The sequence below is a fragment of the Viridibacillus sp. KH_047 genome, from assembly GCF_057838945.1.
The window spans coordinates 4,196,890-4,221,773 of the sequence record NZ_CM174479.1 but is presented as its reverse complement, the minus strand read 5'-3'; the positions used below and the strand labels follow the sequence as shown (position 1 = coordinate 4,221,773).

General features: G+C 34.7%; 21 protein-coding genes. 15 read left to right on the top strand and 6 right to left on the bottom strand.

Translation table 11 applies throughout. The features are described from left to right. The first annotated feature begins 1 nt into the window (after window position 1). The 9 genes from walK (at window position 2) to AC3IS5_RS20645 (ending at window position 10,095) form a co-directional block, all read left to right on the top strand. Window positions 2–1,825, top strand: a complete 1,824-nt coding sequence (walK, locus tag AC3IS5_RS20685) for a cell wall metabolism sensor histidine kinase WalK (protein ID WP_489426042.1) — start codon at window positions 2–4, stop codon at window positions 1,823–1,825. Then, window positions 1,816–3,180, top strand: coding sequence for a YycH family regulatory protein (locus tag AC3IS5_RS20680; RefSeq protein WP_489426041.1), 1,365 nt, complete (start codon window positions 1,816–1,818; stop codon window positions 3,178–3,180). Before walK ends, AC3IS5_RS20680 begins: the two co-directional genes overlap by 10 nt. Beyond that, the gene (locus tag AC3IS5_RS20675) at window positions 3,167–4,003 is read left to right on the top strand and encodes a two-component system regulatory protein YycI (protein ID WP_489426040.1); all 837 of its coding nucleotides are present in this window, start codon (window positions 3,167–3,169) and stop codon (window positions 4,001–4,003) included. The genes AC3IS5_RS20680 and AC3IS5_RS20675 overlap by 14 nt, the downstream gene beginning before the upstream one ends. Before the next feature lie 12 nt (window positions 4,004–4,015). Beyond that, window positions 4,016–4,804: an MBL fold metallo-hydrolase gene (locus AC3IS5_RS20670; RefSeq protein WP_489426039.1), complete on the top strand. Its 789-nt coding sequence runs from the start codon at window positions 4,016–4,018 to the stop codon at window positions 4,802–4,804. A gap of 177 nt (window positions 4,805–4,981) precedes the next feature. Beyond that, window positions 4,982–6,190 carry a S1C family serine protease gene (locus tag AC3IS5_RS20665; RefSeq protein WP_489426038.1) on the top strand — a complete coding sequence of 403 codons (1,209 nt, stop codon included), beginning with the start codon at window positions 4,982–4,984 and terminating at the stop codon, window positions 6,188–6,190. A 167-nt stretch (window positions 6,191–6,357) separates the two neighbouring features. Beyond that, a complete protein-coding gene (locus AC3IS5_RS20660) occupies window positions 6,358–6,522 on the top strand; it encodes a CxxH/CxxC protein (protein WP_489426037.1) in 165 nt (54 codons plus the stop codon). A gap of 90 nt (window positions 6,523–6,612) precedes the next feature. Next, window positions 6,613–7,092 carry a 23S rRNA (pseudouridine(1915)-N(3))-methyltransferase RlmH gene (gene rlmH, locus AC3IS5_RS20655; protein WP_489426036.1) on the top strand — a complete coding sequence of 160 codons (480 nt, stop codon included), beginning with the start codon at window positions 6,613–6,615 and terminating at the stop codon, window positions 7,090–7,092. Between the two features lie 510 nt (window positions 7,093–7,602). Beyond that, the gene (locus tag AC3IS5_RS20650) at window positions 7,603–8,076 is read left to right on the top strand and encodes a GyrI-like domain-containing protein (protein ID WP_489426035.1); all 474 of its coding nucleotides are present in this window, start codon (window positions 7,603–7,605) and stop codon (window positions 8,074–8,076) included. Between the two features lie 516 nt (window positions 8,077–8,592). Then, window positions 8,593–10,095, top strand: coding sequence for a malate:quinone oxidoreductase (locus tag AC3IS5_RS20645; protein ID WP_489426034.1), 1,503 nt, complete (start codon window positions 8,593–8,595; stop codon window positions 10,093–10,095). Between the two features lie 191 nt (window positions 10,096–10,286). On the opposite strand, the gene AC3IS5_RS20640 is transcribed toward AC3IS5_RS20645, so the two are convergent. Next, the gene (locus tag AC3IS5_RS20640) at window positions 10,287–10,820 is read right to left on the bottom strand and encodes an ECF transporter S component (RefSeq protein WP_489426033.1); all 534 of its coding nucleotides are present in this window, start codon (window positions 10,818–10,820) and stop codon (window positions 10,287–10,289) included. 662 nt (window positions 10,821–11,482) lie between these two features. Between AC3IS5_RS20640 and AC3IS5_RS20635 the strand changes: the two genes are divergently transcribed. Both AC3IS5_RS20635 and AC3IS5_RS20630 read left to right on the top strand, forming a co-directional pair. After that, window positions 11,483–12,790 carry a sensor histidine kinase gene (locus tag AC3IS5_RS20635; protein ID WP_489426032.1) on the top strand — a complete coding sequence of 436 codons (1,308 nt, stop codon included), beginning with the start codon at window positions 11,483–11,485 and terminating at the stop codon, window positions 12,788–12,790. 87 nt (window positions 12,791–12,877) lie between these two features. Then, window positions 12,878–14,232 (top strand): IS3 family transposase gene (locus AC3IS5_RS20630; protein ID WP_489426031.1). Its coding sequence is split into 2 segments (ribosomal slippage): window positions 12,878–13,331 and window positions 13,331–14,232, totalling 1,356 coding nucleotides; the frame shifts between segments, so codons are not numbered across the junction. A gap of 151 nt (window positions 14,233–14,383) precedes the next feature. On the opposite strand, the gene AC3IS5_RS20625 is transcribed toward AC3IS5_RS20630, so the two are convergent. The 3 genes from AC3IS5_RS20625 to AC3IS5_RS20615 all read right to left on the bottom strand — a co-directional run bounded on the left by AC3IS5_RS20625 (window position 14,384) and on the right by AC3IS5_RS20615 (window position 17,458). Continuing rightward, a complete protein-coding gene (locus tag AC3IS5_RS20625) occupies window positions 14,384–15,958 on the bottom strand; it encodes an L-lactate permease (RefSeq protein WP_489426030.1) in 1,575 nt (524 codons plus the stop codon). Window positions 15,959–16,001: 43 nt separating this feature from the next. Then, complete coding sequence (locus AC3IS5_RS20620) at window positions 16,002–16,934, bottom strand: L-lactate dehydrogenase (RefSeq protein WP_489426029.1); 933 nt, start codon at window positions 16,932–16,934, stop codon at window positions 16,002–16,004. Window positions 16,935–17,299: 365 nt separating this feature from the next. Next, window positions 17,300–17,458: a YfhD family protein gene (locus AC3IS5_RS20615; RefSeq protein ID WP_489426028.1), complete on the bottom strand. Its 159-nt coding sequence runs from the start codon at window positions 17,456–17,458 to the stop codon at window positions 17,300–17,302. 308 nt (window positions 17,459–17,766) lie between these two features. Between AC3IS5_RS20615 and AC3IS5_RS20610 the strand changes: the two genes are divergently transcribed. From AC3IS5_RS20610 to AC3IS5_RS20600, 3 genes are all read left to right on the top strand, one after another. Beyond that, a complete protein-coding gene (locus AC3IS5_RS20610; protein ID WP_489426027.1) occupies window positions 17,767–17,988 on the top strand; it encodes a DUF2829 domain-containing protein in 222 nt (73 codons plus the stop codon). A gap of 51 nt (window positions 17,989–18,039) precedes the next feature. Beyond that, entirely contained in the window at window positions 18,040–18,795 is a 756-nt protein-coding gene (locus AC3IS5_RS20605; RefSeq protein ID WP_489426026.1) for a 3-oxoacyl-ACP reductase, read from the top strand. A gap of 152 nt (window positions 18,796–18,947) precedes the next feature. After that, window positions 18,948–19,457, top strand: a complete 510-nt coding sequence (locus AC3IS5_RS20600) for a QueT transporter family protein (RefSeq protein WP_489426025.1) — start codon at window positions 18,948–18,950, stop codon at window positions 19,455–19,457. Window positions 19,458–20,255: 798 nt separating this feature from the next. Here AC3IS5_RS20600 and AC3IS5_RS20595 read toward each other — a convergent pair. After that, the gene (locus tag AC3IS5_RS20595; RefSeq protein ID WP_489427949.1) at window positions 20,256–21,587 is read right to left on the bottom strand and encodes an arsenic transporter; all 1,332 of its coding nucleotides are present in this window, start codon (window positions 21,585–21,587) and stop codon (window positions 20,256–20,258) included. A gap of 627 nt (window positions 21,588–22,214) precedes the next feature. Continuing rightward, complete coding sequence (psiE, locus tag AC3IS5_RS20590) at window positions 22,215–22,670, bottom strand: phosphate-starvation-inducible protein PsiE (protein ID WP_489426024.1); 456 nt, start codon at window positions 22,668–22,670, stop codon at window positions 22,215–22,217. 250 nt (window positions 22,671–22,920) lie between these two features. Between psiE and AC3IS5_RS20585 the strand changes: the two genes are divergently transcribed. Further along, window positions 22,921–24,369: a DEAD/DEAH box helicase gene (locus AC3IS5_RS20585; RefSeq protein WP_489426023.1), complete on the top strand. Its 1,449-nt coding sequence runs from the start codon at window positions 22,921–22,923 to the stop codon at window positions 24,367–24,369. The last annotated feature ends 515 nt before the right edge of the window (window positions 24,370–24,884 follow it).

The following is a 24,884-nucleotide window of genomic DNA, read 5'->3' as shown; positions in this document are numbered from 1 at the left end:
CATGCAGAAAGTCCGTTTTTTCAAATCCGTTCACGTAAAGCTAGTACTAATTTACGTGTTATTAATTGTAATAGCTATGCAAATTATAGGATTCTATTTCGTACGCGAATTGGAACAAAAGTTAAAGGAAAACTTTCAAACATCTGTTGATGACCGTTTAAAACTAGTGACATTTAGTGTTAAAGAGGAGCTTTTAAAAGAAAGAACTGAAGCTGATCCTTCGATAGAGCAAAGTTTGAAAACGGTATTAGGCGGAATATCCTCTAGTGATATAAATGAAATTCGAGTTATCGATGCACGCTATCGCATTTTAGCTACATCTGATGCAAGCAATCAGTCCATCGTTGGACAGCGCGCGACGGAAAAAGTAGTGCGCCAATCAATAGCTACTCCAACTCGTTCGGAAAAAATCGCATTAGATGATCAAACCAAAACACGTGTATGGTTAGTAGCGACGCCTATTACTTCTAATGGTAAGGTCATTGGAACTGTCTATTTAAAATCGAATATTGAAAGTGTTTTTGGACAGATGAATGAGATCAATCGTATTTTGGCTGGGGGTACAGCACTTGCTTTAGCCATTACAGTTATTCTTGGTATTTTCATCGCAAAAACAATTACGAAACCAATATCAGATATGAGAAAACAAGCTCAAGCAATGGCTAAAGGGAATTATTCACGCAAAGTACGCGTTTATGGCAATGATGAAATAGGCCAACTTGCAATAGCTTTTAATCATTTAACAAATAGGCTCCAGGAAGCGCAATCCACCACAGAGGGTGAACGAAGAAAGCTTGCATCCGTTTTAGCTAATATGACAGATGGTGTAATAGCGACCGATCGAAAAGGTCGTATTATACTTATCAATACACCTGCACAGCAGCTTTTAAATAGTGAAGACGATGAACTAATGGGGCGCCCACTTATTTCTGTTTTAGGATTAGAAGAAGAGTATTCTTTTGAAGATTTAATCCATATGAAAGATGCTGTGAATCTAGATTTTAGTTCACCAGAACGACCTTATATTTGGCGGGCAAATTTCTCCGTTATTCAAAAAGAAACTGGTTTTGTAAATGGTTTAATTACAGTTCTGCACGATATTACTGAACAAGAGAAGATTGAGATGGAGCGCCGTGAATTTGTATCTAACGTTTCGCATGAACTTCGTACACCATTAACAACAATGCGTAGCTACTTAGAAGCATTAGCGGATGGCGCATGGCGAGATGAAAATATAGCGCCTACTTTTTTAAATGTTACACAAACAGAAACAGAGCGAATGATTCGCCTTGTAAATGACCTATTACAACTATCACGTATGGATAGTAGAGAATATGAGTTAAATGCAGATATTGTAGATTTTAATAAATTTTTTGACCGTATTATTGACCGTTTTGAAATGTCAAAATCAAAAAACGTAGAATTCCAACGACACATCTCAGATACACCATGCTATGTAGAACTAGATACTGATAAAATTACACAAGTCATTGATAATATTATTTCGAATGCATTAAAATACTCACCAGATGGTGGCAATATTCGCTTTGGAGTAACGGCACAAGATGGAATTTTAAAAGTCATGATTTCCGATGATGGTATGGGGATACCGAAAGAAAATGTTGAACGTATCTTTGACCGTTTTTATCGTGTAGACCGTGCTAGAGCCCGCTCTATGGGGGGCACTGGTTTAGGGTTAGCAATTTCTAGGGAAATGATTCATGCGCATGGTGGTAAAATTTGGGCAGAAAGTGAGGAAGGGCATGGTACAACGATCTTCTTCACATTGCCATACGAATTAGATGAGGTAGGTGAATGGGATTGAAGTATGTTGAGCAAATAAAGTCTATCGCTCTATTCATCCTTGTCTTTTTGAGTATTACACTTACATTTTCTATTTGGACTTACAAACCAAACTATGAAACAGTTGAACCCCCGAAAGTTTTAGATAGTTCAATTGGAAAGCAACGTCAAATTTCAGATATCATTAAGCCCTATCGAATGCTTTTTCATATGAATGGAAAGTGGAAAGGTACAAATGAAAATGCTAAGATGGATCCTATTTTAAGTGAAATGAAAAAATGGGAACTTTCAGATTTGACACTTGTAAGTAATAATTTAGACGATAAAAAGCTCAATGAACTAATAGGTGTGAATAATCGCATGACTTTGTTTTATACAGGAGAAATACCTTTCCCTGTATTCCTTCAAAACCTATTACCCACACAGAATAAAAAAATAACTGAAGCTTCATTCAATTACATGATTATTGATTGGAATAAGTTAAGCAATAGTAGCATGTCTAATAATGAGTTTATTGTTTTTTTTGCTAATTCAAAAAACAATAAACTGTATAAAGCTAAAATAACAGTCCAAAGCGGAAAATACTTCGAAAATAATGTAGCAACAGTGGCAAGAAGCTTTCCAAATTATCTTGAGATTGAACGTGAGGGAGCGAAGAGCTTCTATTTGCCAGCCAAGGCTATTAACATGCCTAAATACACTTATATAGTTGAATCAGATCCTATTATTCGTTATAAAAATGCGCTTTTCCCTGATCCTAATATTGTAAAACGTAGTCCAGATGAAGCGACTAGTACAGAAAAGTACACAGATGACAAATCACTAATGACTATTGATGTTACAAAGAAAACACTCAATTACGTTAATACATCTATTGTAGACAACAAAGAAAAGGCGTTAGAGTCTGATCTTATTTTGAATACATTTAATTTTATAAATGAGCATAGTGGATGGACAGGTGTTTTCCGTTATAACGAAGTAGATTACGGTAATCAAAAAGTTACTTATCAAATGTATTTAGAAGATCAGCCAGTCTTTAGTGACCGATCAGTTACTTTAACGGAAATTTCGACTTATTGGGATTGGGGCAACGATCGCATCTCGAAGTATTATCGTCCATACTACCAACCGGTTCCTATTCCTTTAGTAAGGAATGATGGTAAGTTAATATCCGGACCAGAGGTAATAGAAAAACTAAAGGGTAGAAAAGATATTAATTATGAAGATATTGAGGAAGTTCGGTCAGGTTTTTACTTAACGAAAAATGCTAATCCAAATTTATTCACATTGGAGCCAATGTGGTTCTATAGTATTAATGGTAAGTGGGAACATTTATCACCTGTTATTGCGGGAGGTGGCCAAATTGGATTGGAGTAAAACGAAAACAATTTTCATCATTGTATTTTCATTACTAAACGTTTTCCTTTATTCACTTTATGTCAGTCGATATAATGAGGACCAAGATGTTGAAAAAGTTGGAGAAGCATCGTTAGAAGAGCGCTTAGAGGATGAGAACATTACGGTTAAAGGCTTACCTGTTAAAAGTGAAAAAATTTCGTATATATCTGGTCAAATCAAGCACTTTAAACCTACCGACTTCAAGAAAATTGGTAACCAGCATTATGACATCACAAATGGTTCTATAAGGACTTTAAAATTCGAAAAACCAATAGCACTCAGAAACATTCAAGATGCCACGAGTTTTGCAGAATTTATGCAAAAGTATGTGTATGCGGGAGAAACGTATAAACTTTGGCGTATAGATGAAGAAAAGAGAGAGGCAACCTTTTTCCAACAAATTGACAATCGCATAATCTATTTTAATGAAAATGCGAGGGTAACATTGCAGTGGAATAAAGACTTAGCAGTGACAGGTTATGAACAAACAATGTTTGAATCACTAGAGGCATTTGGTGAGAAAAGCAAGGGTTTTACTGCTAGTGAAGCAATCAAAGTACTATATGAAAAAGGATTGTTAAAGCAGGATTCGAAAATTAATAAACCACAGCTTGGCTACTATACATTTGCTCCTTTAATAGAAACTCAAGTTCTTGCGCCAACATGGCATATCCGTGTTGAGTTTGCGGAGGGTGACGAAGCAGATTATTTCGTTAATGCGGTAGATGGCCAAGTTATCGATATTCAAGCAATAGAAAATGATAAAGAATTAGATAGAGATAAAGAATTAGAAAGTGAATAAGGAGTCTTTACTATGCAGTTCAGTGTATTAGCAAGTGGCAGTACGGGTAATGCTATTTATGTAGAAAATGATGACCATGCATTTATTGTAGATGCGGGCCTTACAGGCAAGAAAATGGAGCAGCTTTTTGCAAAAGTTGATCGCGATATAAAAAAACTAAGCGGTATTTTTGTAACGCATGAACATATTGATCACATAAGAGGCGTGGGTGTTTTAGCACGTAAATATCATGTTCCAGTTTACGCCAACGCTAAAACATGGGCTGCAATGGATGACAAAGTGGGTAATATTCCATTAGAACAACGCTTCCAATTTGATATGGAAACAGTGAAATCGTTCGGATCATTAGATGTCGAATCATTTGCTGTTTCCCATGATGCCGCAGATCCTATGTTTTATACTTTTCATGAAAATGGTCGTAAACTTGTAGTTATTACGGACACAGGTTATGTCAGTGATCGGATGAAAGGAATTATTAAAGGTGCTGATTCCTTTGTTTTTGAAAGTAATCATGATGTAAGTATGCTACAAATGGGGAGTTATCCTTGGTCTACAAAACGCCGTATACTAAGTGATGTTGGACACGTATCAAACGAAGATGCTGCTGTTGCTATGAGTGAAGTTGTAGAACAAAAACCAACACGTATTTATCTTTCCCATTTGAGTAAAGATAATAATATGAAAGATCTGGCTCGTATGAGTGTATCTCAAACGTTGCAATCATGTGGAATCATGCCAGGTGAATTTGTTACTTTATTAGATACTGATGCAGACGAACCTACTAAAATTGTAACAGTATAATAATTTTAACCTCTCTTAAAAAGGGAGGTTTTTTTATGCATTTGTAGGGAAATATATGTTACGAAGATGAAAAATAACGTAAAGAATTTTGAACTGATTTTTAATCCATTTTCATCTGATTTTAATCTTCGACAGATATAGTATAACTATCAGATAAACAACGGAGGGATGATACGTATGGGATATTACGATAACATTAACGGAGAAGATAGAAGTCGTTCTAAAAAGCGAAGTGGCAGAGCGGGTTATTTCTTTAGTGGACTAATTGGTGTTATTATCGGTGCTTTGCTTGTTTGGCTATTGATGCCTTCGATGGTAGATCGTTTGCCAAATAGTTCAGGAGCAATTGGTACAGGCAATAATACAACAAAGCAAGTGACAACTGAGGTAACAACAGATGTTACAGGAGCAGTTGAAAAAGTTGCTGGAGCGGTGGTCGGTATTACAAATATCCAAGAATCAACACAAGATTTTTGGAGCCAAGCTGAACCAACTACCCAAGAAGCTGGCAGTGGATCGGGCGTTATTTATAAAAAAGAAGGCGACACAGCGTATATCGTAACAAATAATCACGTAGTTGAAGGTGCAAAACAATTAGAAGTGACATTAGCAGATGGTTCAAAAACGGAAGCAAAACTAATAGGTAATGACGTTTGGACAGATTTAGCGGTCATCTCAATTTCAAGTAAAAAAGTAAATACAGTTGCTACATTTGGTAACTCTGAGGTTTTAAAACAAGGAGAGACAGTTATTGCAATTGGTAATCCATTAGGTCTTAATTTTTCGGGATCTGTTACAACAGGTGTCGTTTCTGGTAAGGATCGTACAGTACCAGTTGATTTAAATGGTGATGCTGTGCCAGACTGGCAAGCAGAGGTATTACAAACAGATGCAGCTATTAACCCTGGGAACAGTGGTGGAGCTCTTGTAAATCTTGCAGGTGATGTGATAGGTATCAATTCAATGAAAATTGCTGAGTCGACAGTTGAAGGTTTAGGTTTTGCTATTCCGATTAACTCTGCAATACCAGTAATTAATGAGCTGCAAAAATCGGGTAAGGTAGAACGACCATCTATGGGTGTATCATTAATTGATTTAACAAATGTTCCTGCATTCCACCAAACTCGTACATTAAAATTACCAGCGGAAATAACTGAAGGTGCTGTTATTAGTAGCGTTGTTAAAAATTCATCAGCAGAAAAAGCAGGTTTAGAACAATATGACGTCATTGTCGAAATTGATGGTCAAAAAGTAGACAATACAATTGAACTTCGAAAACATTTATATAATGAAAAAAAGGTCGGCGATAAAATGAAAGTTAAAGCATACAGAGGTGGGGAAATAATTGAAAAAGTACTAACTTTAACGAATAGTCCAACAAGTTAATCTTGTGGATAATGGAATTTAAATACTAACGTATCAACAGGCGAGTAGGAAACGTGAAACCACGACTTTCCTACTCGCTTTTCCTTTGCTACAATAGACTGTGGATAACATTGACCGAATTGTGCATAAGTTTACGGGGATTTTGAAAATTGAAAGGATGAAATATTTTGAAAATATACAGCTGTGAAACGCATATAGGACACGCTTTAGACATGTTCGTGGCAGAACAAAAAGAGGTTCCATTATTTGAAATGGCTACAGAGGAAGAAAAGTTATCCACAAGTTGTGCTTATTGTGAAGAGTCAGCAACATATGTTGTGGCGAACGAATGAGCGTACACAAGATATTGATTTGACCTGTGGATATGTGTATAACTTCTGTGGATAACGTGTTTGTAAATTAAATTTGAAGGTGGATAACTTGTGAATATAGCGATTATTACCGTTGGGAAATTAAAAGAAAAGTACTTAAAGATGGGGATTGAGGAGTACGTCAAGCGTCTTGGCGCCTATGCAAAAATCGATCTCATTGAAGTCCCAGACGAAAAAGCACCCGAACAATTAAGCAAAGCCGAAATGGAAATTGTTAAGAAAAAAGAAGGCGAACGCATTTTAGCTAAAATTTCACCTGACACTCACGTCATAGCTCTTGCCATCAACGGAAAAATGAAAACGTCCGAAGAAATGTCCAAAGACATTGAATCACTTATGACATATGGTAAAAGTAAAATTGCTTTCGTCATCGGTGGCTCACTTGGATTACATGACGACGTTTTGAAGCGTGCAAACGAAAAACAATCATTCGGTAAAATGACATTACCTCATCAGTTGATGAAATTAGTGTTGGTGGAGCAGATATATAGAAGTTTTAGGATTATGAAGGGTGAACCGTACCATAAGTAAGTGCGGTTTTAGAAGGGGCTGTCTCCTAAGTCATTTAGTGACTGAGAGATGGTCTCCTTTTTCCATGCATTGATTTCCGTTTCAGACGGACGCGTTCCGCGGGCATGGCTTCAGTCTCCTCGTCGCTTCGCTCCTGCGGGGCCTTCAGCTCATGCTATTCCCGCTGGAGTCGCCGTCTTCCACTACAATCCATCACCAACTAAAAATAGTGATTTACTAAAAAGTATTCAAAAAACTTTTCTATACCTATTTCCATTTAAGAGCTTATTGGACAGTCCTTTTTCTTCATTGTTCAAAGCAGCCGTTTTCCATTGAGCAACAGGAGGATGGAACACTAGCTACGTATTACTATGGGAAAAGCTATGCGGGTGTTTTTTCCACACATCCAATGTCTATTGAAATAGATGGTGTACCTAAGAATGTGAGCTTTGTTTATCTCACAGAAACAATTGCCAATTCACCTATGAGAAATCTCATCAATTCAGTTAAACAAACGAAGGGGAAGATAATATGAAAAATATAATTATAAAATCATTACCAGAAGTTAAAGTAGCCTCAATGAGGAAGGTTATAAAAAATTACAACGAGCTGTTTCATTTATGTCCAAATATAATGGCTAAGGAAATGAAAAGATTAGGTTGTATATGTGAAATACCAAGCTATTGTTTTAATATTTATCATGATGGAGAATATAAAGAATGCGATATTGATGTAGAAATATGTGAAGCAATAGTAGACATAAAGTCAGATACTGATATCTTAAAGTTTAAAAAAATAAATGCAGTAGAAAATGCAGTTTGTATATTGCACAAAGGTCCATATTCGAGCCTAGGAGAAACGTATTCATATGTTTTTGAATGGATAAAAGCAAACGATTATAAAGTAATAGATAATCCAAGAGAATCATATATAGATGGAATTTGGAACAAAGAAAGTGAAAATGAATGGTTAACTGAAATACAAATACCTGTTGAATCAAATTAATAATAATATATCATGCACAAAGTACGGGCCTCTAGGATGAAAATATCCTAGAGGTTTTTTAAAATGTAATGAAAACGGATACATAACTTTTTAGGATATTATATAATAGATTCAATGTATTGTTTTAAGTTCATTAAAAAACTAAACCTGTGGAAATTTCAGAACTCTAGAATATGACTTTATTCTGGATATCTATAAAGGAAGGGGGATATTTTTCGTATCTACATATACAAGTACAGTGCAATTAATAAGGGTCATGGTCACTGGTAGAGGCATAGTAAAACTTTAATTTTTGCAAGATGCTGAGTTAAGGACTTTTTACTGGCTTTTAAATAGCATATAACTATCAAATAGTAGTTCGTGTTTTAATTGTTTCATAACTTTGATAGACTAGAATAGAATAATGATTAATATAGATAAGGTGTCTTCCTAGGTTGTGCCTTGTCTTGCTATGACGCCTAAGCATGAGCGCCTACATCTTTTTTTTGAAAATTTTAGGAGATAAGGAAGGTTAATATGAGCAACAGTCAGAATAAAACAGACGTTATCTTAATTGGTGCCGGAGTCATGAGTGCGACTTTGGGATCGTTACTGAAAGAATTAGCACCAGAATGGGAAATCAAAGTATTTGAGAAGCTCGCAGACGCGGGAGAGGAAAGCTCTAACGAATGGAATAATGCGGGAACAGGGCACGCTGCACTGTGCGAACTTAACTACACTTCCGAAAAATCGGATGGCTCTATTGATATTAGCAAAGCGATAAACGTTAATGAACAATTTCAACTTTCAAGACAATTTTGGTCTTATCTTGTAAAAAATAATCTTATTAGTAATCCTCAAGACTTTATCATGCCATTGCCTCATATGAGTATGGTACAAGGTGAAAAAAATGTAGAGTTTTTAAAGAAACGTCACGAAACAATGACAAAGAATCCATTGTTCCAAGGCATGGAATTTTCTGATGATCCGGAAACATTGAAAAAATGGATTCCACTTATTATGCAAGACCGTCCAGCGAATGAAGCAATTGCGGCAACAAAAATGGACACTGGGACCGATGTCAATTTTGGTGCTTTAACGCGTATGATATTCGATAACTTAAAAACTCAAAATGTCGATATCAATTACAAACATAGTGTCGAAGGCATTAAGCGAACTAAAGATGGTTCATGGGAATTAAAAGTACATGATATCGATGGTTGTAAAATGCAATATCATAAGGCGAAATTCGTCTTCCTTGGAGCTGGCGGAGGAAGTCTAGAGTTACTGCAAAAAACAGGTATTCCTGAGGGTAAACACATTGGTGGATTCCCGATCAGCGGATTATTCTTGGTATGTAAAAACCAAGAAGTTGCTGAGCAACATCATGCAAAAGTATACGGAAAAGCTAAAGTTGGTGCTCCACCAATGTCTGTTCCGCATCTTGATACACGATATATTGATAACAAAAAATCGTTGCTATTTGGACCGTTTGCTGGGTTCTCACCTAAGTTCTTAAAAACAGGTTCAAATCTGGATTTAATTGCTTCTGTAAAACCACATAATATTACTACATTATTGGCTGCAGGAGTTAAAGAGATGGGATTGACAAAATATCTGATCCAACAACTTATGTTATCGAAAGAACAGCGTATGGAAGAGTTACGTGAGTTTATCCCGAACGCTAAGACCGAGGATTGGGATATTGTAGTTGCTGGCCAACGTGTACAAGTTATTAAAGATACTGAAGCAGGTGGTAAAGGAACGCTTCAATTTGGTACTGAAGTTGTAAGCGCTGCCGATGGTTCAATTGCTGCATTACTAGGTGCTTCTCCGGGTGCTTCTACTGCTGTTCACGTCATGCTTGAGGTATTAAATAAATGCTTCCCGCAACAAATAAAAGAGTGGGAACCGAAAATAAAAGAAATGATTCCATCTTATGGCGTATCACTAGCGAATAATCCGGATCTTTTCCAAGAAATTCATAACTCAACAGCACACGCACTTGGATTAAGCGAGGACTTGCAGGATAATAATTAATTCTTGGATATGGAAATAAAGATACTAAATGAAATAAAACATAAAACCTTTGATCAATCTTTAGATTGATCAAAGGTTTTTTTTCAAAATTTACAGTTAACCGTAAGTAAATGAGTGCATTTTAGTTTGGAGCTTAATAAAAAATAATGTTTATATGATACTATCTGTGTTGGTGTATATCCTTCTAATAACTATTTAAAAAATGGAAGTTTTTTCAGTGCAGCACAAACAGGAATGGCCGCACAGATACCTACAACATTTTGAACAATGTTTCCGGGAATAGAAGCCATTGGTACAATCCAACTACTAAATATAACCCCTTCACAAATGTAATATCCAGCTATCATAAAAGGAACTGAAATGATAGTAGCGAAGAGATTGTAACCCATACTACGTCCGTTACGACCATTTGACCAGGCGATTTTCCCAACTATATAGCCTTGTAAGCCGCGCGTTAAAATGGTGAACGGTGCCCACAATGTCCAACCTGAGATTAAATCAAATAACCCCATCCCAACGGCACCAGCGATGGCGCCTTTTTTAGGCCCAAATAAGATGGATACAATAAAGAGCATAGCTGTTCCAAGGTGAACTAAGCCGCCATTTGCCGTAATAGGTAGTTTGATATTTAACAAGAGCGTGGCAACGAATACAAGTGCAATTAACATCGATGTTAAAATTAAATTAAAAGTACGTGCATTTGAATAACTTGTTGTTTTTTGCATAGTCATTAACCTTCCTTATCTTTTCTTTATAGGTATCGGGCGTATAGCTTAAGTTTTCCATTTTCTTTAATAAAAAAACGACTGAAAATTCAGATTAATTAGATTGTAACTTCACTATAGATCGTTATTTCTACTAGTACATAAACAGAGAGCTTCCTTTCCCTAAAATCAATTTCATCAATTACTGATAACCTTAGCAAAGGATTGATGTTTTTAAAAGTGCCAATTTATCCTAAAACTTAGGTGTCAGTTTATAGAAAAATCGTAAAAATTAAATGTTGAATCATGAAATGGGATATATGATGCTGTGGTTTTTCAAATCCTTCCAAGTATAAATTGCACTTAGATATCTCATGAGGATTTCAATGAACATGCAGTAACATACGGAATTTTGATTGTTTATGATAAATTAACTTAGTCTATTCAATAAAAAATTGATTTTGTTAATTTTCCAAAGTAGTATATAAAAATAATGTCTTTAAGAAAATCTGATTAAACAAATATGAGATTTTGATATTTACTATAATTTAGATTTAGTGCTATTGTTGGAAGGGTAGTTCTTGATTTCGTTTCATGTGTAATTGAATAGTTTAATTGAAATTCGGATCATTAATATGATTATTTATCTTTCAATTTAAAAAGAAGAGGAAGTACCTGTGTTTATGAAAAATCGTAAAATAAAACTCATTATTGTGTTATCGACCGCCTTATTAGTATTATTTACAAGTTTAAATGTCTTTACTTCTTATATGAAGATGAAAAAGACGGTTGAAGAATCAATCGCAAATCAAAGTCTTGGAGCAGCAAAATCCATAGCGTCAAAGATAGATATAGATACATATAAGAAATTTTTGAATAATCCTATGAAAAACGAATATTATTGGGAAATAACAGACTACTTAGTTGATGCAAGAGAAAAATTGGGTGCATTATATGTGTATACATTGGAGGTTGATAATCCTCAAGTATCGAAAGTGATGATAAGCGGGCTACCCAATGCATTAGAAGATAACTATTCTATAGGAGCTTTTTGTACAGTACCTAAAGAACAGGTTAAAAGAGCCTATGAAGGAGAAACATATGTAACAAGGGTAATTGAAGATGCCGATTTAGGTTTCTACGTTTCTGTTGGAGCACCTATAATGGATGAATCTGGTAAGGTTCTCGGATATATAGGGATCGATATTAGTGCTAATACCCTGAATGATATTAAAGGGAAAGTACTGAAAAATAATATCCTCCTCTTTTTCTATAATGGTATATTTATATTCGTCGTAATAGGCTCCTTTTTATTAATGCAAAGATGGTATCAAAAAGAAGTGGCTAAAGAAGTAGGGTATACGGAAGATACGTACCAAGCGGAAATTAGAACATTAATTACTTCTATATCCTCTTTAAGGCATGATTTCACTAACCATATTCAAGTTTTACACGGACTTCTGCAATTAGGAGAATCTGATCAGGCGCAACAATATTTATCATCTCTGTCTAAAGAAGTTCAAGCAATTGAATCTTTAAAATTAAATATAGATCATCCTGGTCTTTCTATATTATTGCAAACAAAGAAACTCGCTGCACAAAATTATAATATTAATATGGATTTTACGATTTCTCAAGATTCATTCGATAAAATAAAAACAACAGATTTAATCAAAATATTATCGAATTTAATTGATAATGCTATTGATGCAACAGTAGAATTACCTGAGCCACAACGTAAAATACTGATTAGCTGTAAAACAGATGATGTGCAATATATATTTGAGATAACGAATACAGGACCGAAGATTATCGAGAATGAACAAATCTTTAAACAAGGGTATTCAACAAAAAAAGCAGAACGCGGAAAAATTAGAGGGCAAGGGTTATTTATTGTGAAGGAAACAGTGAATAAATATAATGGGGAAATCGCAATTAATTCAAAAAATGAATTAGAGACGACTGCTATTGTGGAAATCCCACTAAAGTAAATCAGAGTGTAAATGTTAACTTCCTACTATTATGAACTGCACCCCAATTGTTAGACACAATCTAACAATTGGAGGTGCAGTTTTTGTATGGCTAAATTTAGAAAAGAAATGAAATTAGAAGCTGTTCAAAGATATTTATCTAGGAATGAAAGTTTAAGAACAATCGGAGAAGATATAGGCGTAACCCATCGGACTTTATTAACCTGGGTGAAACAACACGAATATAATGGTCCAGAAGCTTTTGTAAAACAATATACAAATTACACCGCACAGTTTAAACTAGACGTACTTAATTATATGACTGAACACGGTAAGTCCTTACACGAAACAGCGGCTATCTTTAATATAGCGACGCATTCAACGATAAGAGTTTGGAAAAAACAATTCGAAACACAAGGATTTGATGCTCTTCAGTCAAAGAAAAAGGGGCGTCCATCCATGAAAAAAGAATTAAACAAACAACCAAAACAAGCTTCGGTAGAAGGCTCTACCGAAGCACTTCAAGCACGTATTAAACAGTTAGAAATGGAAAACGAGTACTTAAAAAAGTTGAACGCCTTAGTTCAAAACAAGGAAAAATCACCACGAAAGACAAAGTAAAAGTCATTTGTGAATTAAGGCATAAATATTCAGTGAAGGCACTTGTGGCATTGGTGGACATTCCAAGAAGTACATTTTATGACATCGCAAAGAAAATTGATTTACCAGATCCAGATGCCGATCTAAAAACCGAGATCAAAGCGATTTATGAAGAACACGAAGGTCGTTATGGCTACCGTCGTATACGTGATGAACTAGCGAATCGTGGGCAAAAAGTGAATCATAAGAAGGTTCAACGTATTATGAAAGAGCTAGGTTTAAAATGTATTGTACGCATGAAAAAATACAAATCATATAAAGGTACAGTCGGTAAAATTGCGCCAAATATTTTAGATCGAAACTTTACATCGGAGGCACCTAATGAGAAATGGGTAACAGATATTACAGAGTTTAAATTATTTGGTGAAAAGCTTTATTTATCGCCTGTTTTAGATTTATTTAATCGCGAAATCATTACCTATACAATTGGCTTTAGACCAACGTACTCACTTGTTTCAGAGATGTTAGAAAAGGCATTAGAACGTCTAGCTGAGGACCATCAGCTACTGATGCATTCAGATCAAGGGTGGCATTATCAAATGAAGCAATATCGTCATGCCCTTCAATCAAGAGGTATTGTGCAAAGCATGTCACGTAAAGGAAACTGTTACGATAACTCGGTGATGGAGAATTTCTTTGGGATTTTAAAATCAGAATTCCTTTACCTAAAGGAATTTGAAAGTGTCGAGCATTTCAAAAAAGAATTAGAAAAATATATTGATTATTACAATACGAAACGGATGAAGGCAAAATTAAAAATGAGTCCGGTACAATACCGAACTCATTTTACTCAAGCTGCCTAATGAAATAACCGTGTCTAACTTTTAGGGGTCACTTCAATTAGTTGTAGGGAGTTTTTTTAATCTTACTACTTCTCTACAGGGGTTCCTCTGAGCACATCCGTGGAAAAGAAAAAAAGGCTTTCACCTGTAATGATGAAAGCCTCAACTGATTTTAATAAAAAATGGATAATATAAACGTCCAAATACAAACAAATGCGAGTAGTGCAACGCTGTATTTTAAAGTCATTTTCGTTAATTCGGACTCCTTGCCAGTTTGACCAACAGCCGCAGTTGCGATTGCGATAGATTGTGGGGAAATTAATTTTGCCATTACCCCTCCGGCTGTATTTGCGGATACTAACAAAGCAGAATCTACGCCAATAATGTTACCTGCTGTAGCTTGAATTGGTGCAAATAAGGTATTGTTATTAACAACCGATCCGGTCATAAATACCCCAATCCATCCTAGTATTGGGGATAAAAATGGGAAGAAATTTCCTGTAGTTGCTACGGCTTCTCCTAATGCACTTGTTAATCCTGCATAAGTCATTAGCTTAGCGATTCCAAGAATGGCACAAATCATCACAATCGGAATCCAAAATTCTGAAATTGTTCTTCTTAAAAGCTTAAATCCATGACCGAAACCAATAGCCTTTGTTGTGAATATAGTTGTTAATGCTGCTAGTAATATTGCTGTACCTGTTGCACTTATTAATTCTATGCTTGAACTTAATGTAGATCCAGGTATGCCAAATGTTACTTTAGTAAAGGCTAGTGCTCCACCTTCCGCAAACAAAGCTTTAAAAGGTGGAATACTCCATATTAAGATAAATAAACTTAATAAATAAAACGGGGACCAAGCCTTAATCACATCACCAGTTGTATGTTTTTCGATTTTAACCTCTTTATTGTTAAGTAAGAAGATATTCTTTGGTCTCCATTTTTTTGAGAATAAAGCCAAAATCCCCATCGCAAGTAACGGAGGGATAATATCAGCTAGTTCAGGACCTATGGTAATGGTGATAATAGCTTGTGTCACCGTATAGGTTGTAGATACAACGAGAATAGCTGGTAATGTTTCTTTAATCCCCTTTAACCCATCAATTAAGAAGATAAGTAAGAAGGGAATTGTAAAATTAATAATAGGTAAGGTTAATGCTGTCATCGTGGAAACATCCATGGCAGTTACATTACCTTCTAAATTTAATGTACCAGTAATTGCGACAGGTATACCAATTGCACCAAACGCTCCAGAAGCACCATTTGCTATAAGACAGAGCATAGCGGCTTGTAGAGGTTTAAATCCTAACGAAACCAATAGTACCGCACAGATTGCAATTGGAACACCAAAACCAGCTGCTCCTTCAAGGAATGCATTAAAACAAAAGCCAATTAGCAGTAGCTGCAGTCGCTGATCTTGTGAAATACCGGCAATACTTGCGCGTAATACATCAAATTTCCCCGAGTCAACTGAGATTTTATATAACCAAACCGCCATAACAATAATATAACCAATAGGCCATATTCCTTGAATGGTACCTTGAATGACACTCCCAACTGATTCGCTAAAAGGTAATTTAAACACCATCATTGCTATAAAAAAGGTAATGACTAAATTTAATAATGCTGCATAAATACCTTTCATTTTAAATACGGTCAAACACAAAATAAAAACAATAATTGGAATCGCAGCAACCATTGAGGAAATAAGTAGTTGATTAAAAGGATTGTAAGTTTCTACTAGCATGGTCCATGGCTCCTTTGTTAGAAATTCCTACTCCATTTCGGAATTACTTCCAAAATGGAGATTGGACTTCTTTCAATGTTTTTACGGAATTCGCCAATTTTTCCTTTTCCTCAGGGTTTAAAGAAAGTTCTACGATACTCTTTCTCCCCCCACGATTAATGATTGTAGGAACACCAACATATACATCGCTGTGACCATATTCTCCTTCTAACAATGAGCCAACTGGTAATACTACCTCTTCATTTCGTAAAATGGCTTTTGTTATTCGAGCTAGTCCCATTGCAATTCCATAATAAGTAGCTCCTTTTGACTCAATAATTTCATAAGCTGCGTCGCGAACTTGGACAAAAATTTCATCTTTTCTTTGATCAGTTAAATCAGATGCTATTAGCTTCCCTGAGATATTAGCAGTACTCCAAACTGGAAGTTCTGAATCGCCGTGCTCACCAATGATATAAGCATGAATACTTGTTGGTGCTACGCCAAATTCTTCACCCAATAAAAAACGGAATCGAGCAGAGTCTAAAATTGTACCTGAACCAATAACTCTTTCTTTCGGTAGACCAGAGTATTTCCAAGTTGCATAAGCTAAAATATCTACTGGGTTGGAAGCGACTAAGAATATGCCATTGAATCCAGAATCCATAATGCTTCCTACAATGGATTTAAAAATAGCAAGGTTTTTACTTACAAGGTCAAGGCGTGTTTCACCAGGCTTTTGTGCTGCTCCTGCACAAATAACAACGATTGCGGCATCTTTACAATCACTGTAATTCCCATATTTAATTTTTTGAGGTATTGGAGCGTAAACAAGTCCATGATTTAAATCCATTGCATCGGCTTTTGTTTTAGCTTCGTTTATATCAACAAGTACAAGTTCTTCACATATCCCTTGATTGATCAACGCATATGCATAACTAGACCCCACTGCACCTGTCCCAACTAATACAACTTTATCTCCTTTTGTTAAATGCATCTTACATTCCTCCAATTCAATTTTTATATTTTTACTATGCTTATCATTCGTTTAAAAGAATTTTATAAATGAATAAGCGTAGTTTGGCACTGTTTATTTGTAATATACCTTGAGATATTTAAAGAAGTATTTCATTGCAGCTAATCCCTAAAAAAATCCCATTGGATATTAATCCAATGGGATGATTTGATTATTGTATGGGGAATTCTTTTTTCGATATTGTAATATCCATTTCAGATTTTTTAATGAACTTCTTAAATGGATAGTTGTTCTATTGCCTTCTCCAAATAACTCATCAATTCATCCAGAAATATTATAACTTACTTCAAATTCTATTTGAAGAGAAATAATTTGATCGAAAATACCTATTTTTTTCTTTTGCTTTTGGTGACTAATGTATCAAGTTCAGCTAGCTCTTGAGAGAACTCCTCATTAACTTTGTCTGGCGCTATTTTTTGATTTTTAGGTGTTTGAGGTAATGTCCCTTTGTTTTGACTTTTACCTTGCTTATTGTCTCTTCCCATACCAAATCGCTCCTTTCATTTTGAATTATTCTTAATATGGCATTGAAACATTTTTTTATCACAAAAAAATCAACAGTAAGGAAATTATTTCCTGCATCTTTGTATTTAATGCACTTTATAAATAATCTCTTTGATATGTATTAAAAAATATTTTCGTTAGTAACCTTAAAGTGCATGGTAAATAAGAAATTCATCAAATACTGTGACAAACCTTACAATACAAACTTTAGTTGTAAAAAATTTCTCAATCCAGTATACTTTTCCCGGTAAAGAACGCATGATATTACTGATATAAAGGATGAGAATAATTGACTTTTGAAGAGGTATTACCACGTTTAAAAACTGGCGAGAAAGTGATTCGTGAAGGTTGGGGCGGTGCCGAATTGTATGTTAAGCTTGTTGGTCAAAGCGAACATGATGGCGAGAATTTAAACCCATACTTTTTAATTAATGTACAAGGTGAGGGCTATACAATGTTCACACCAACAGTATGTGATTTGTTAGCGGAAGATTGGATAATCGTCGATTAATAGGAAAAGCTCATGAGAAATCATGGGCTTTTTGTTATGAGGAGTGAAGTTTTGAAATTTGAAGAGTACACAGGAAAAACAGTATTTGTAACAGGTGCTTCATCGGGCATTGGACAGGCTCAGGCAATGGCTTTTTTAGAGAATGGGGCGAATGTATTTGGTTTTGATTTAGATGAGCAGGGGTTAATAAGCATTAATCAAAAATATGGTGCACGCTTTGCTTACTCAATAGGTAGTGTTTGCATTAAGTCAGATGTAGTGGAAGCGTTTGAAGAAGCTGTGGCTAGATTCAAGCAAATAGATATTTTATTGAATACCGCTGGAGTTTTAGATGGATTTGCGAAAACACTCGATACAGATGAGGCTCTTTGGGATCATATTATGAACACGAATGTAAAGGGTACTTATTTTGTAACGAATGCAATTTTACCTCAAATGTTAATGCGAAAATCAGGAGTAATCGTTAATATGGCATCAATTGCAGGGCTTGTGGCAGGTGGTGGTGGTGCAGCTTATACAGCCTCTAAACATGCAATTGTTGGTTATACAAAGCAGTTAGATCAAGATTATTGTCGTGAAGGAATTCGTGCAAATGCGATTGCACCTGGTGCAATTCAAACACCAATGAATAAAGCTGATTTTGAAGGAGATGGTGAAATAGCAAAATGGGTAGCAAAAGAAACACCAGCGGGACGTTGGGCTCAACCAAATGAAGTGGCAAATTTAACACTTTATTTGGCTAGTCAAGCATCTGATTATATTCATGGGGCTGTTGTACCGATTGATGGTGGATGGATTGCGAGATAGCCTTGTTCAATGTTAAATTCTTCTGATATAATACGCAAGTAAGCAAATATAGCTTGCACTACGGCACTTCAGATAGGGCGATAGGCTCTCTTCCTTTGGTCGTAGTTATTACTAGAATAGCGAATGTGCTATTTTACAAAGGAGAATTAAAATTGAATACATCTATTTCAAAGGATTCACCACGTATTTCTGTAAGTGAGCTTACAAAGACTTCACTTGTAGCAGCCGTATATGTGGCAGTGACTGTTTTAATGTCAGTCATTAGTTTTGGAGCAGTGCAATTACGTTTGTCCGAGATGTTTAACTATCTAGCATTGTATAACAAGCGCTATGTTGTGGCAGTAACAGTAGGAGTAATACTTGCAAATTTTATGTCACCAACTTGGGTACTAGATGTACCAATCGGTGGTATTTCTACCTTTCTTGTATTAATTCTTTGTCGTGCAATAACTAAAAAAATAACAAATCATGTTTTGAAGATGGTAATTACCGCATTGATTTTTGCTATATCAATGTTTACAGTTGCAGGACAATTAACGATTCTTTATGACCTTCCTTTTTGGCCGACTTGGTTTACAGTAGGAATTGGTGAGTTATTGTCTATGATTGTTGGAGGTATTACTATTTACTTATTAAATAAAAGAATTGATTTATCAAAATGATAAAAAACACATTCGCATTAGCGAGTGTGTTTTTTTATGCGTATAGAGCTGAATTGTTAAACATTTTGAGGAGTTATCTAAGGATACGGAATCATATTAACTGATGACGATACCAATTTCACCAGGGTTAACGATTTGTAGGAAACGTAAGATGCAATTATCTTGGCATGAAAATTAATTGATTATAGAGTAGGTTTACATACTACTCATAAGTTGGGCTAATTGTTGCAGTTAAGCGGATTAACATTAAAAATAATGATTATTGCTTGGGAAATTATATAATTATTTTGCTATAAAACTAGGAGCCGTACTACATGTAGGTACGGTTTTTTTAGTTGACTGTTAGTATAAAAGGAATATTGAAAGAAAACTTTATTTCCATAACGCATGTCATTTTTATGGGAATTTTATTATGTATCAATAGGTTTATGTTATTTAGATTGTTAAAGTTTCTACTTAAACCAATCTAGTTGATTAGCTTAAGTAGAAAAATAAAGATGTTGATTTAGGTGCATTTTATTGAAGTTGATTTCTTGATACGTGATTAAAGATTCATGATTAAACAAGAAAAAATAGTATGTGAATTTACAACTTCTAAAAGTATCTCTACCTTGAACAAAATATAATCTCAATCATATATTAATCATATCTGGCAGACCTAAAAGAAGGTTATGCATCCAGCTTCGAGTTCAAAATAATGATTTGGAAATATTGTTTTGCTAGTCTATAAATCCAAATAACCTTTGTCATTAATATTAAATAAGCTAAAAACAAACTTCTTTTCTAATTTGCCACTTATTAAAAGAGCCAAGTAACCCAGTAATATAAAATTACTAATGTAAATATTACTGTTGGTGGTATAACGACAATAGTGACTTTTATATATTGCCACCATGTGATTTTTACTTTTCCGCGTCTTACAATGTGCATCCACATTAACGTTGCCAACGTCCCCATTGGAAGAAGTAAAGATCCAATGTCACTTCCGATTACATTCGCTAGGTAGGCAACTTTTAAGGAAAGTAGATCTAAATTCATACTCGTTAAAGTGAGCGTTCCAACCATAAGGGCTGGGTGGTTATTAAAGATGTTGGAGAGTACAGATAGTAATACACCCATTAACACACTGGTATGGAGTAGACTTCCAGAAACCATAGGACGCATAAAGCCGATTAACCAGTCTGTTAAACCAATGTTATTTAAGCCATAAATAATGATGTACATACTAAATGCGAAAATAATAATATACCATGGTGTTTTTTTCAGCATATCAGTTGGGGGTACTTTTAAATATGCCCATCTCCAACCTAGAAGTACAAGTGATCCAATAACAGCCATGACAGAGACTGGAATTGAGAAGAATGAAGCGACAAAGAGACTGATACGGACTGCAAATACAAATAGTAGGATGTTTCGCATAAACTTTGAACGATCCTTCTCCGAAGAATAGATAGAATTTTGTTTGAGAGGATGGTAAGAAGGTAGCGACAGTCCAGTTACTTTAGTAGGCACGATTTTTGGTAAGTCTTTTTTAAATCGTAGGAACAGAAGCCCAACTAATAATAGTAAACCTAGAGTTGCTGGAACAAACATCATCGCTGTATGCGCATACAAACTCATATGAACGATTTTCAGAGCAATTAGATTTACAATGTTACTTACTCCAATAGGAGCACTTGAGGCGGTTGCGATTAAGCCCCCAGATAGTAAATACGGGATTTTTTGATGATTTTTTAATCCCATATTGTTGAGTAACATGACCAAAATCGGGGTTGTGATTAAAATACTACCGTCGTTATTGAAAAATAGTGTCATGAGAAAACACAAAAGATTGACATACCAGAATAATCGAATACCTGATCCTTTTGCTTTTTCAGCCAGTTTTTCTGCGACCCAGTTAAAGAACCCAAAGCTTTCTAAAACTATTGCCATAACAATAGTAGCCATAATAGTTATGGCTGCACCACTTATGGTTTCTGTAATAATGCCAAGCTCAGTAAGCGAGACGCTTCCACTTAGTAATACAATAATAGCACCGATTGTAGCAGGTATGGCTTCATTAATTCCTTTAGGTCGCCAAAGAATAAATACAAGAGTAACCAAGAAAGTTAAAATGGTCACCCAAGCCATTGGTTGCATATTTTTCTACCTTCTTTCTAGCTAGGTTTTATAAATATTGTTATGAATTGAATACATATAATGTTTAGATTGAATTTTCATTTATCACCCCACTATTTATTTTTTAGTTATACTGCTCTGTATTTATATGTATATTAAATAAGACTTGCTTTGGCTTTGTACCTATTTTTTGAAAATTCCGCTTAAAATCATCGATAAAATCCCTAATAAAGCCCAAATTTTTAAAGAAAATATGTAAGTAAGATGAAAAAAGACTAAGCCGCCAAATAGAGTTAGGTTGTATTTTTTTCTGTTGGTTATGTTGTACAAACCTTTTTTGTATTCAAAGTAATAGATGATACACTTTTCTAATTTAGATTGAGCATATAGACAAGCGGTGTACATACTAGAAACTGTTTAGCAATTTAAAACAGAAATCAAAAAACCTTTAGAGAAATGTGTTTTGTGGGTACACGAAAGAAAAGCAAGCCAAGGGAAAAGTTCCTAGGCTTGCTTTTCTTTTGGGGATATGAGGGAGGTCCCCTTGTCTTTAATCAAATCTCTTGTATAACTACTTTCTTCCAAATAGTGAAATTCCAATATAATTCTATTAAAATAATTTAAACTTCTAAGGGATAACTAGTTTTTTTCTTTCTTGTTAAAGAACCATAAATGGATAGGTCTTTCTAGTGGCGTAATATTGATAATGAAATAACCTATAATCAGAATTAAAATTATGAGTGAATAAATTAATGTATCGGTTGGGTGATCATGCTCAACGATAATAAGGCGGATCATTGCAGTAATGCCGATATATATAAAATATCTAAGCGGGAAATGGTAATCTTCTTTGAAGTACTTCACAATCATCGTGATAAATTCGAAGTACAAAAAGAAGATAAGGATATTTTCGAGGAATAGCTTATAGTCACTACTACCACGAGTCATTAAAATCTCCAAGAACACGACTATCTCTTTCACAAGTAAGAATGATAAAATGAGCGCTAAAATAACTAGACAAGAATTTAGAAATAGCTGTAAAAATACTGGTATTTTCTTTATTATCAAAGACAATTTCACTTTGTTTTTATTCATTCGATTCTCCTATTCTATTTTAATTTTTTTAAAAGTTAGTATGGAGAAATAATAATGTCATTACAGTCTATGAGAACAGTCTTTAATTGATGAGAAATCACTTTGAGTACATCATTAAAATCCTATTGGTTAAATTATTAGTGGCAGAAATGAATGTGCAAGTGAATTTTCGAGTATAATTGAAGTTTGTATAAGATAATCATCTTTTCGGAAATATTAATAGTAAATAATTTAAAAATGAGGCTTAGTTATGAGTGGAAAAAGTTTTAAAGATTATAAATTAAGTAATGAAATCGTAAATGCGCTGAATAGCTTAGAATACAAAAATCCAACAGAGGTTCAAAGCAAAGTTATACCACTAGTCTTGGAAAATAAAGACCTTGTCGTGAAATCCCAAACTGGTAGTGGTAAGACGGCTTCTTACGGGATTCCAATATGTGAATTAGTTGATTGGAAAGAAAATAAACCGCAAGCATTAATTTTAACACCGACTAGAGAACTGGCTGTTCAAGTAAAAGAGGATTTCACCAATTTAGGTAGATTTAAACGAATTAAAGCAACTGCTGTTTATGGTAAACAACCTTTTGCCATCCAAAAGACAGAATTAAAGCAAAAAACGCATGTAGTTGTTGGTACTCCAGGTCGTGTCATGGATCATATTGAAAAAGGTACTCTTGCTTTAGATCAGATTCGCTATCTTGTTATTGATGAAGCAGATGAAATGTTGAATATGGGATTCATTGAACAAGTGGAGGCTATTATTAAAGAATTACCGCGAAAAAGAGTGACGATGTTATTTTCTGCTACTTTGCCAGAGGCTGTTAAAAATATAGCTCTTAACTATATGAAAAAACCTACTGATATTGAGATTAAGGCTACTGGACTTACAACAGATAAAATTGACCATGCCCTAGTCGTAGTAGAGGAAAATAATAAACTTTCTATCCTGAAAGATGTAACAATTGTAGAAAATCCAGATAGCTGTATTATTTTTTGCCGAACAAAAGATCGAGTGGATACTTTGTGCGAACAATTAGCGGATTTAGGCTATAGCTGTGATAAAATTCACGGCGGCATGGTACAAGATATTCGCCTTGAAGTGATGAATGATTTTAAAAGAGGCGATTTCCGTTATTTAATAGCGACAGATGTAGCTGCTAGAGGAATTGATATTGATAATATTACACACGTCATTAACTACGATCTTCCATTAGAGAAAGAAAGTTATGTCCATCGTACAGGAAGAACTGGCCGAGCAGGTCAAAAAGGAAAAGCCATCACTTTAGTGACACCATTTGAAGATAAGTTTTTAAGTGAAATTGAAGAATATATTGGTTTTAAAATTCCACACATGGAAGTTCCATCAAAAGAAGAAGTTTTAAATAAGAAATCTGATTTTGAAGCAAAAATGAAGATTGAGCCAATGTTGAAAAAGGCGAAAAGCGAAAAATTAAACAAACAAATCATGAAATTATATTTTAATGGTGGTAAGAAAAAGAAACTGAGAGCAGTAGATTTTGTTGGGACAATTGCAAAAATCGATGGTGTTACAGTAGAGGATATAGGCATAATCACAATTTTAGATGCATTTTCTTATGTTGAAATATTGAATGATAAAGGTCCAATTGTGTTGAAAAACATGAAGAATACGACTATTAAAGGAAAGCTATTGAAGGTATATGAAGCCGATAAGAAGTAAAATTCCAACTTCTTATATTTAATAGTAATGAAATTAGCAGTAATTAAATATTAGATACATTAGAAAAATCCGTACCATAAGCAGGTGCGGGTTTTTCTTTGAACTTGTTATCTATAACCAAGGGAATTTTAGTAAATCTACTTTAGAGGAAAAGCTTACTCAGTACAAAATCCCTAACGTAATTTTAGGAGATGGAGAAAACATAGGCATTGCTCAAGCAAGGCAAAAGTGTTTTGAGTATATTTGTGAGAATTTCAAAGAAGTAGGCTATATTTCTGGAATACATTAGGATATGGCATTTCCCAAAACGATAAATTCCGTCGGTTTTTTCCTTTGTTTAAGGAAAAATAACTCTTCAGATCAAGAGCTTATTTAGCTTATAAGGCCTATGCAAATCAAAAGGGTTGGCATGCCCTTCAACAGAAGGACTTCGAGATTAAAACGGTGAGAAATTCTTTTCTAAGTAGTTATTATACAAGAGGCTAGTTTAGCGGAATAGTTCCAGATACCATTCA

Coding starts and splice junctions, on each gene's coding strand:
- AC3IS5_RS20585 (WP_489426023.1), top strand. CDS start 22,921: ATGAGTGGAAAAAGTTTTAAAGATTATAAATTAAGTAATGAAATCGTA.
- AC3IS5_RS20615 (WP_489426028.1), bottom strand. CDS start 17,458: ATGGGAAGAGACAATAAGCAAGGTAAAAGTCAAAACAAAGGGACATTA.
- AC3IS5_RS20625 (WP_489426030.1), bottom strand. CDS start 15,958: ATGCTAGTAGAAACTTACAATCCTTTTAATCAACTACTTATTTCCTCA.
- AC3IS5_RS20645 (WP_489426034.1), top strand. CDS start 8,593: ATGAGCAACAGTCAGAATAAAACAGACGTTATCTTAATTGGTGCCGGA.
- walK (WP_489426042.1), top strand. CDS start 2: ATGCAGAAAGTCCGTTTTTTCAAATCCGTTCACGTAAAGCTAGTACTA.
- AC3IS5_RS20595 (WP_489427949.1), bottom strand. CDS start 21,587: ATGGCTTGGGTGACCATTTTAACTTTCTTGGTTACTCTTGTATTTATT.
- psiE (WP_489426024.1), bottom strand. CDS start 22,670: ATGAATAAAAACAAAGTGAAATTGTCTTTGATAATAAAGAAAATACCA.
- AC3IS5_RS20665 (WP_489426038.1), top strand. CDS start 4,982: ATGGGATATTACGATAACATTAACGGAGAAGATAGAAGTCGTTCTAAA.
- AC3IS5_RS20640 (WP_489426033.1), bottom strand. CDS start 10,820: ATGCAAAAAACAACAAGTTATTCAAATGCACGTACTTTTAATTTAATT.
- AC3IS5_RS20680 (WP_489426041.1), top strand. CDS start 1,816: ATGGGATTGAAGTATGTTGAGCAAATAAAGTCTATCGCTCTATTCATC.
- AC3IS5_RS20670 (WP_489426039.1), top strand. CDS start 4,016: ATGCAGTTCAGTGTATTAGCAAGTGGCAGTACGGGTAATGCTATTTAT.
- AC3IS5_RS20650 (WP_489426035.1), top strand. CDS start 7,603: ATGAAAAATATAATTATAAAATCATTACCAGAAGTTAAAGTAGCCTCA.
- AC3IS5_RS20635 (WP_489426032.1), top strand. CDS start 11,483: ATGAAAAATCGTAAAATAAAACTCATTATTGTGTTATCGACCGCCTTA.
- AC3IS5_RS20620 (WP_489426029.1), bottom strand. CDS start 16,934: ATGCATTTAACAAAAGGAGATAAAGTTGTATTAGTTGGGACAGGTGCA.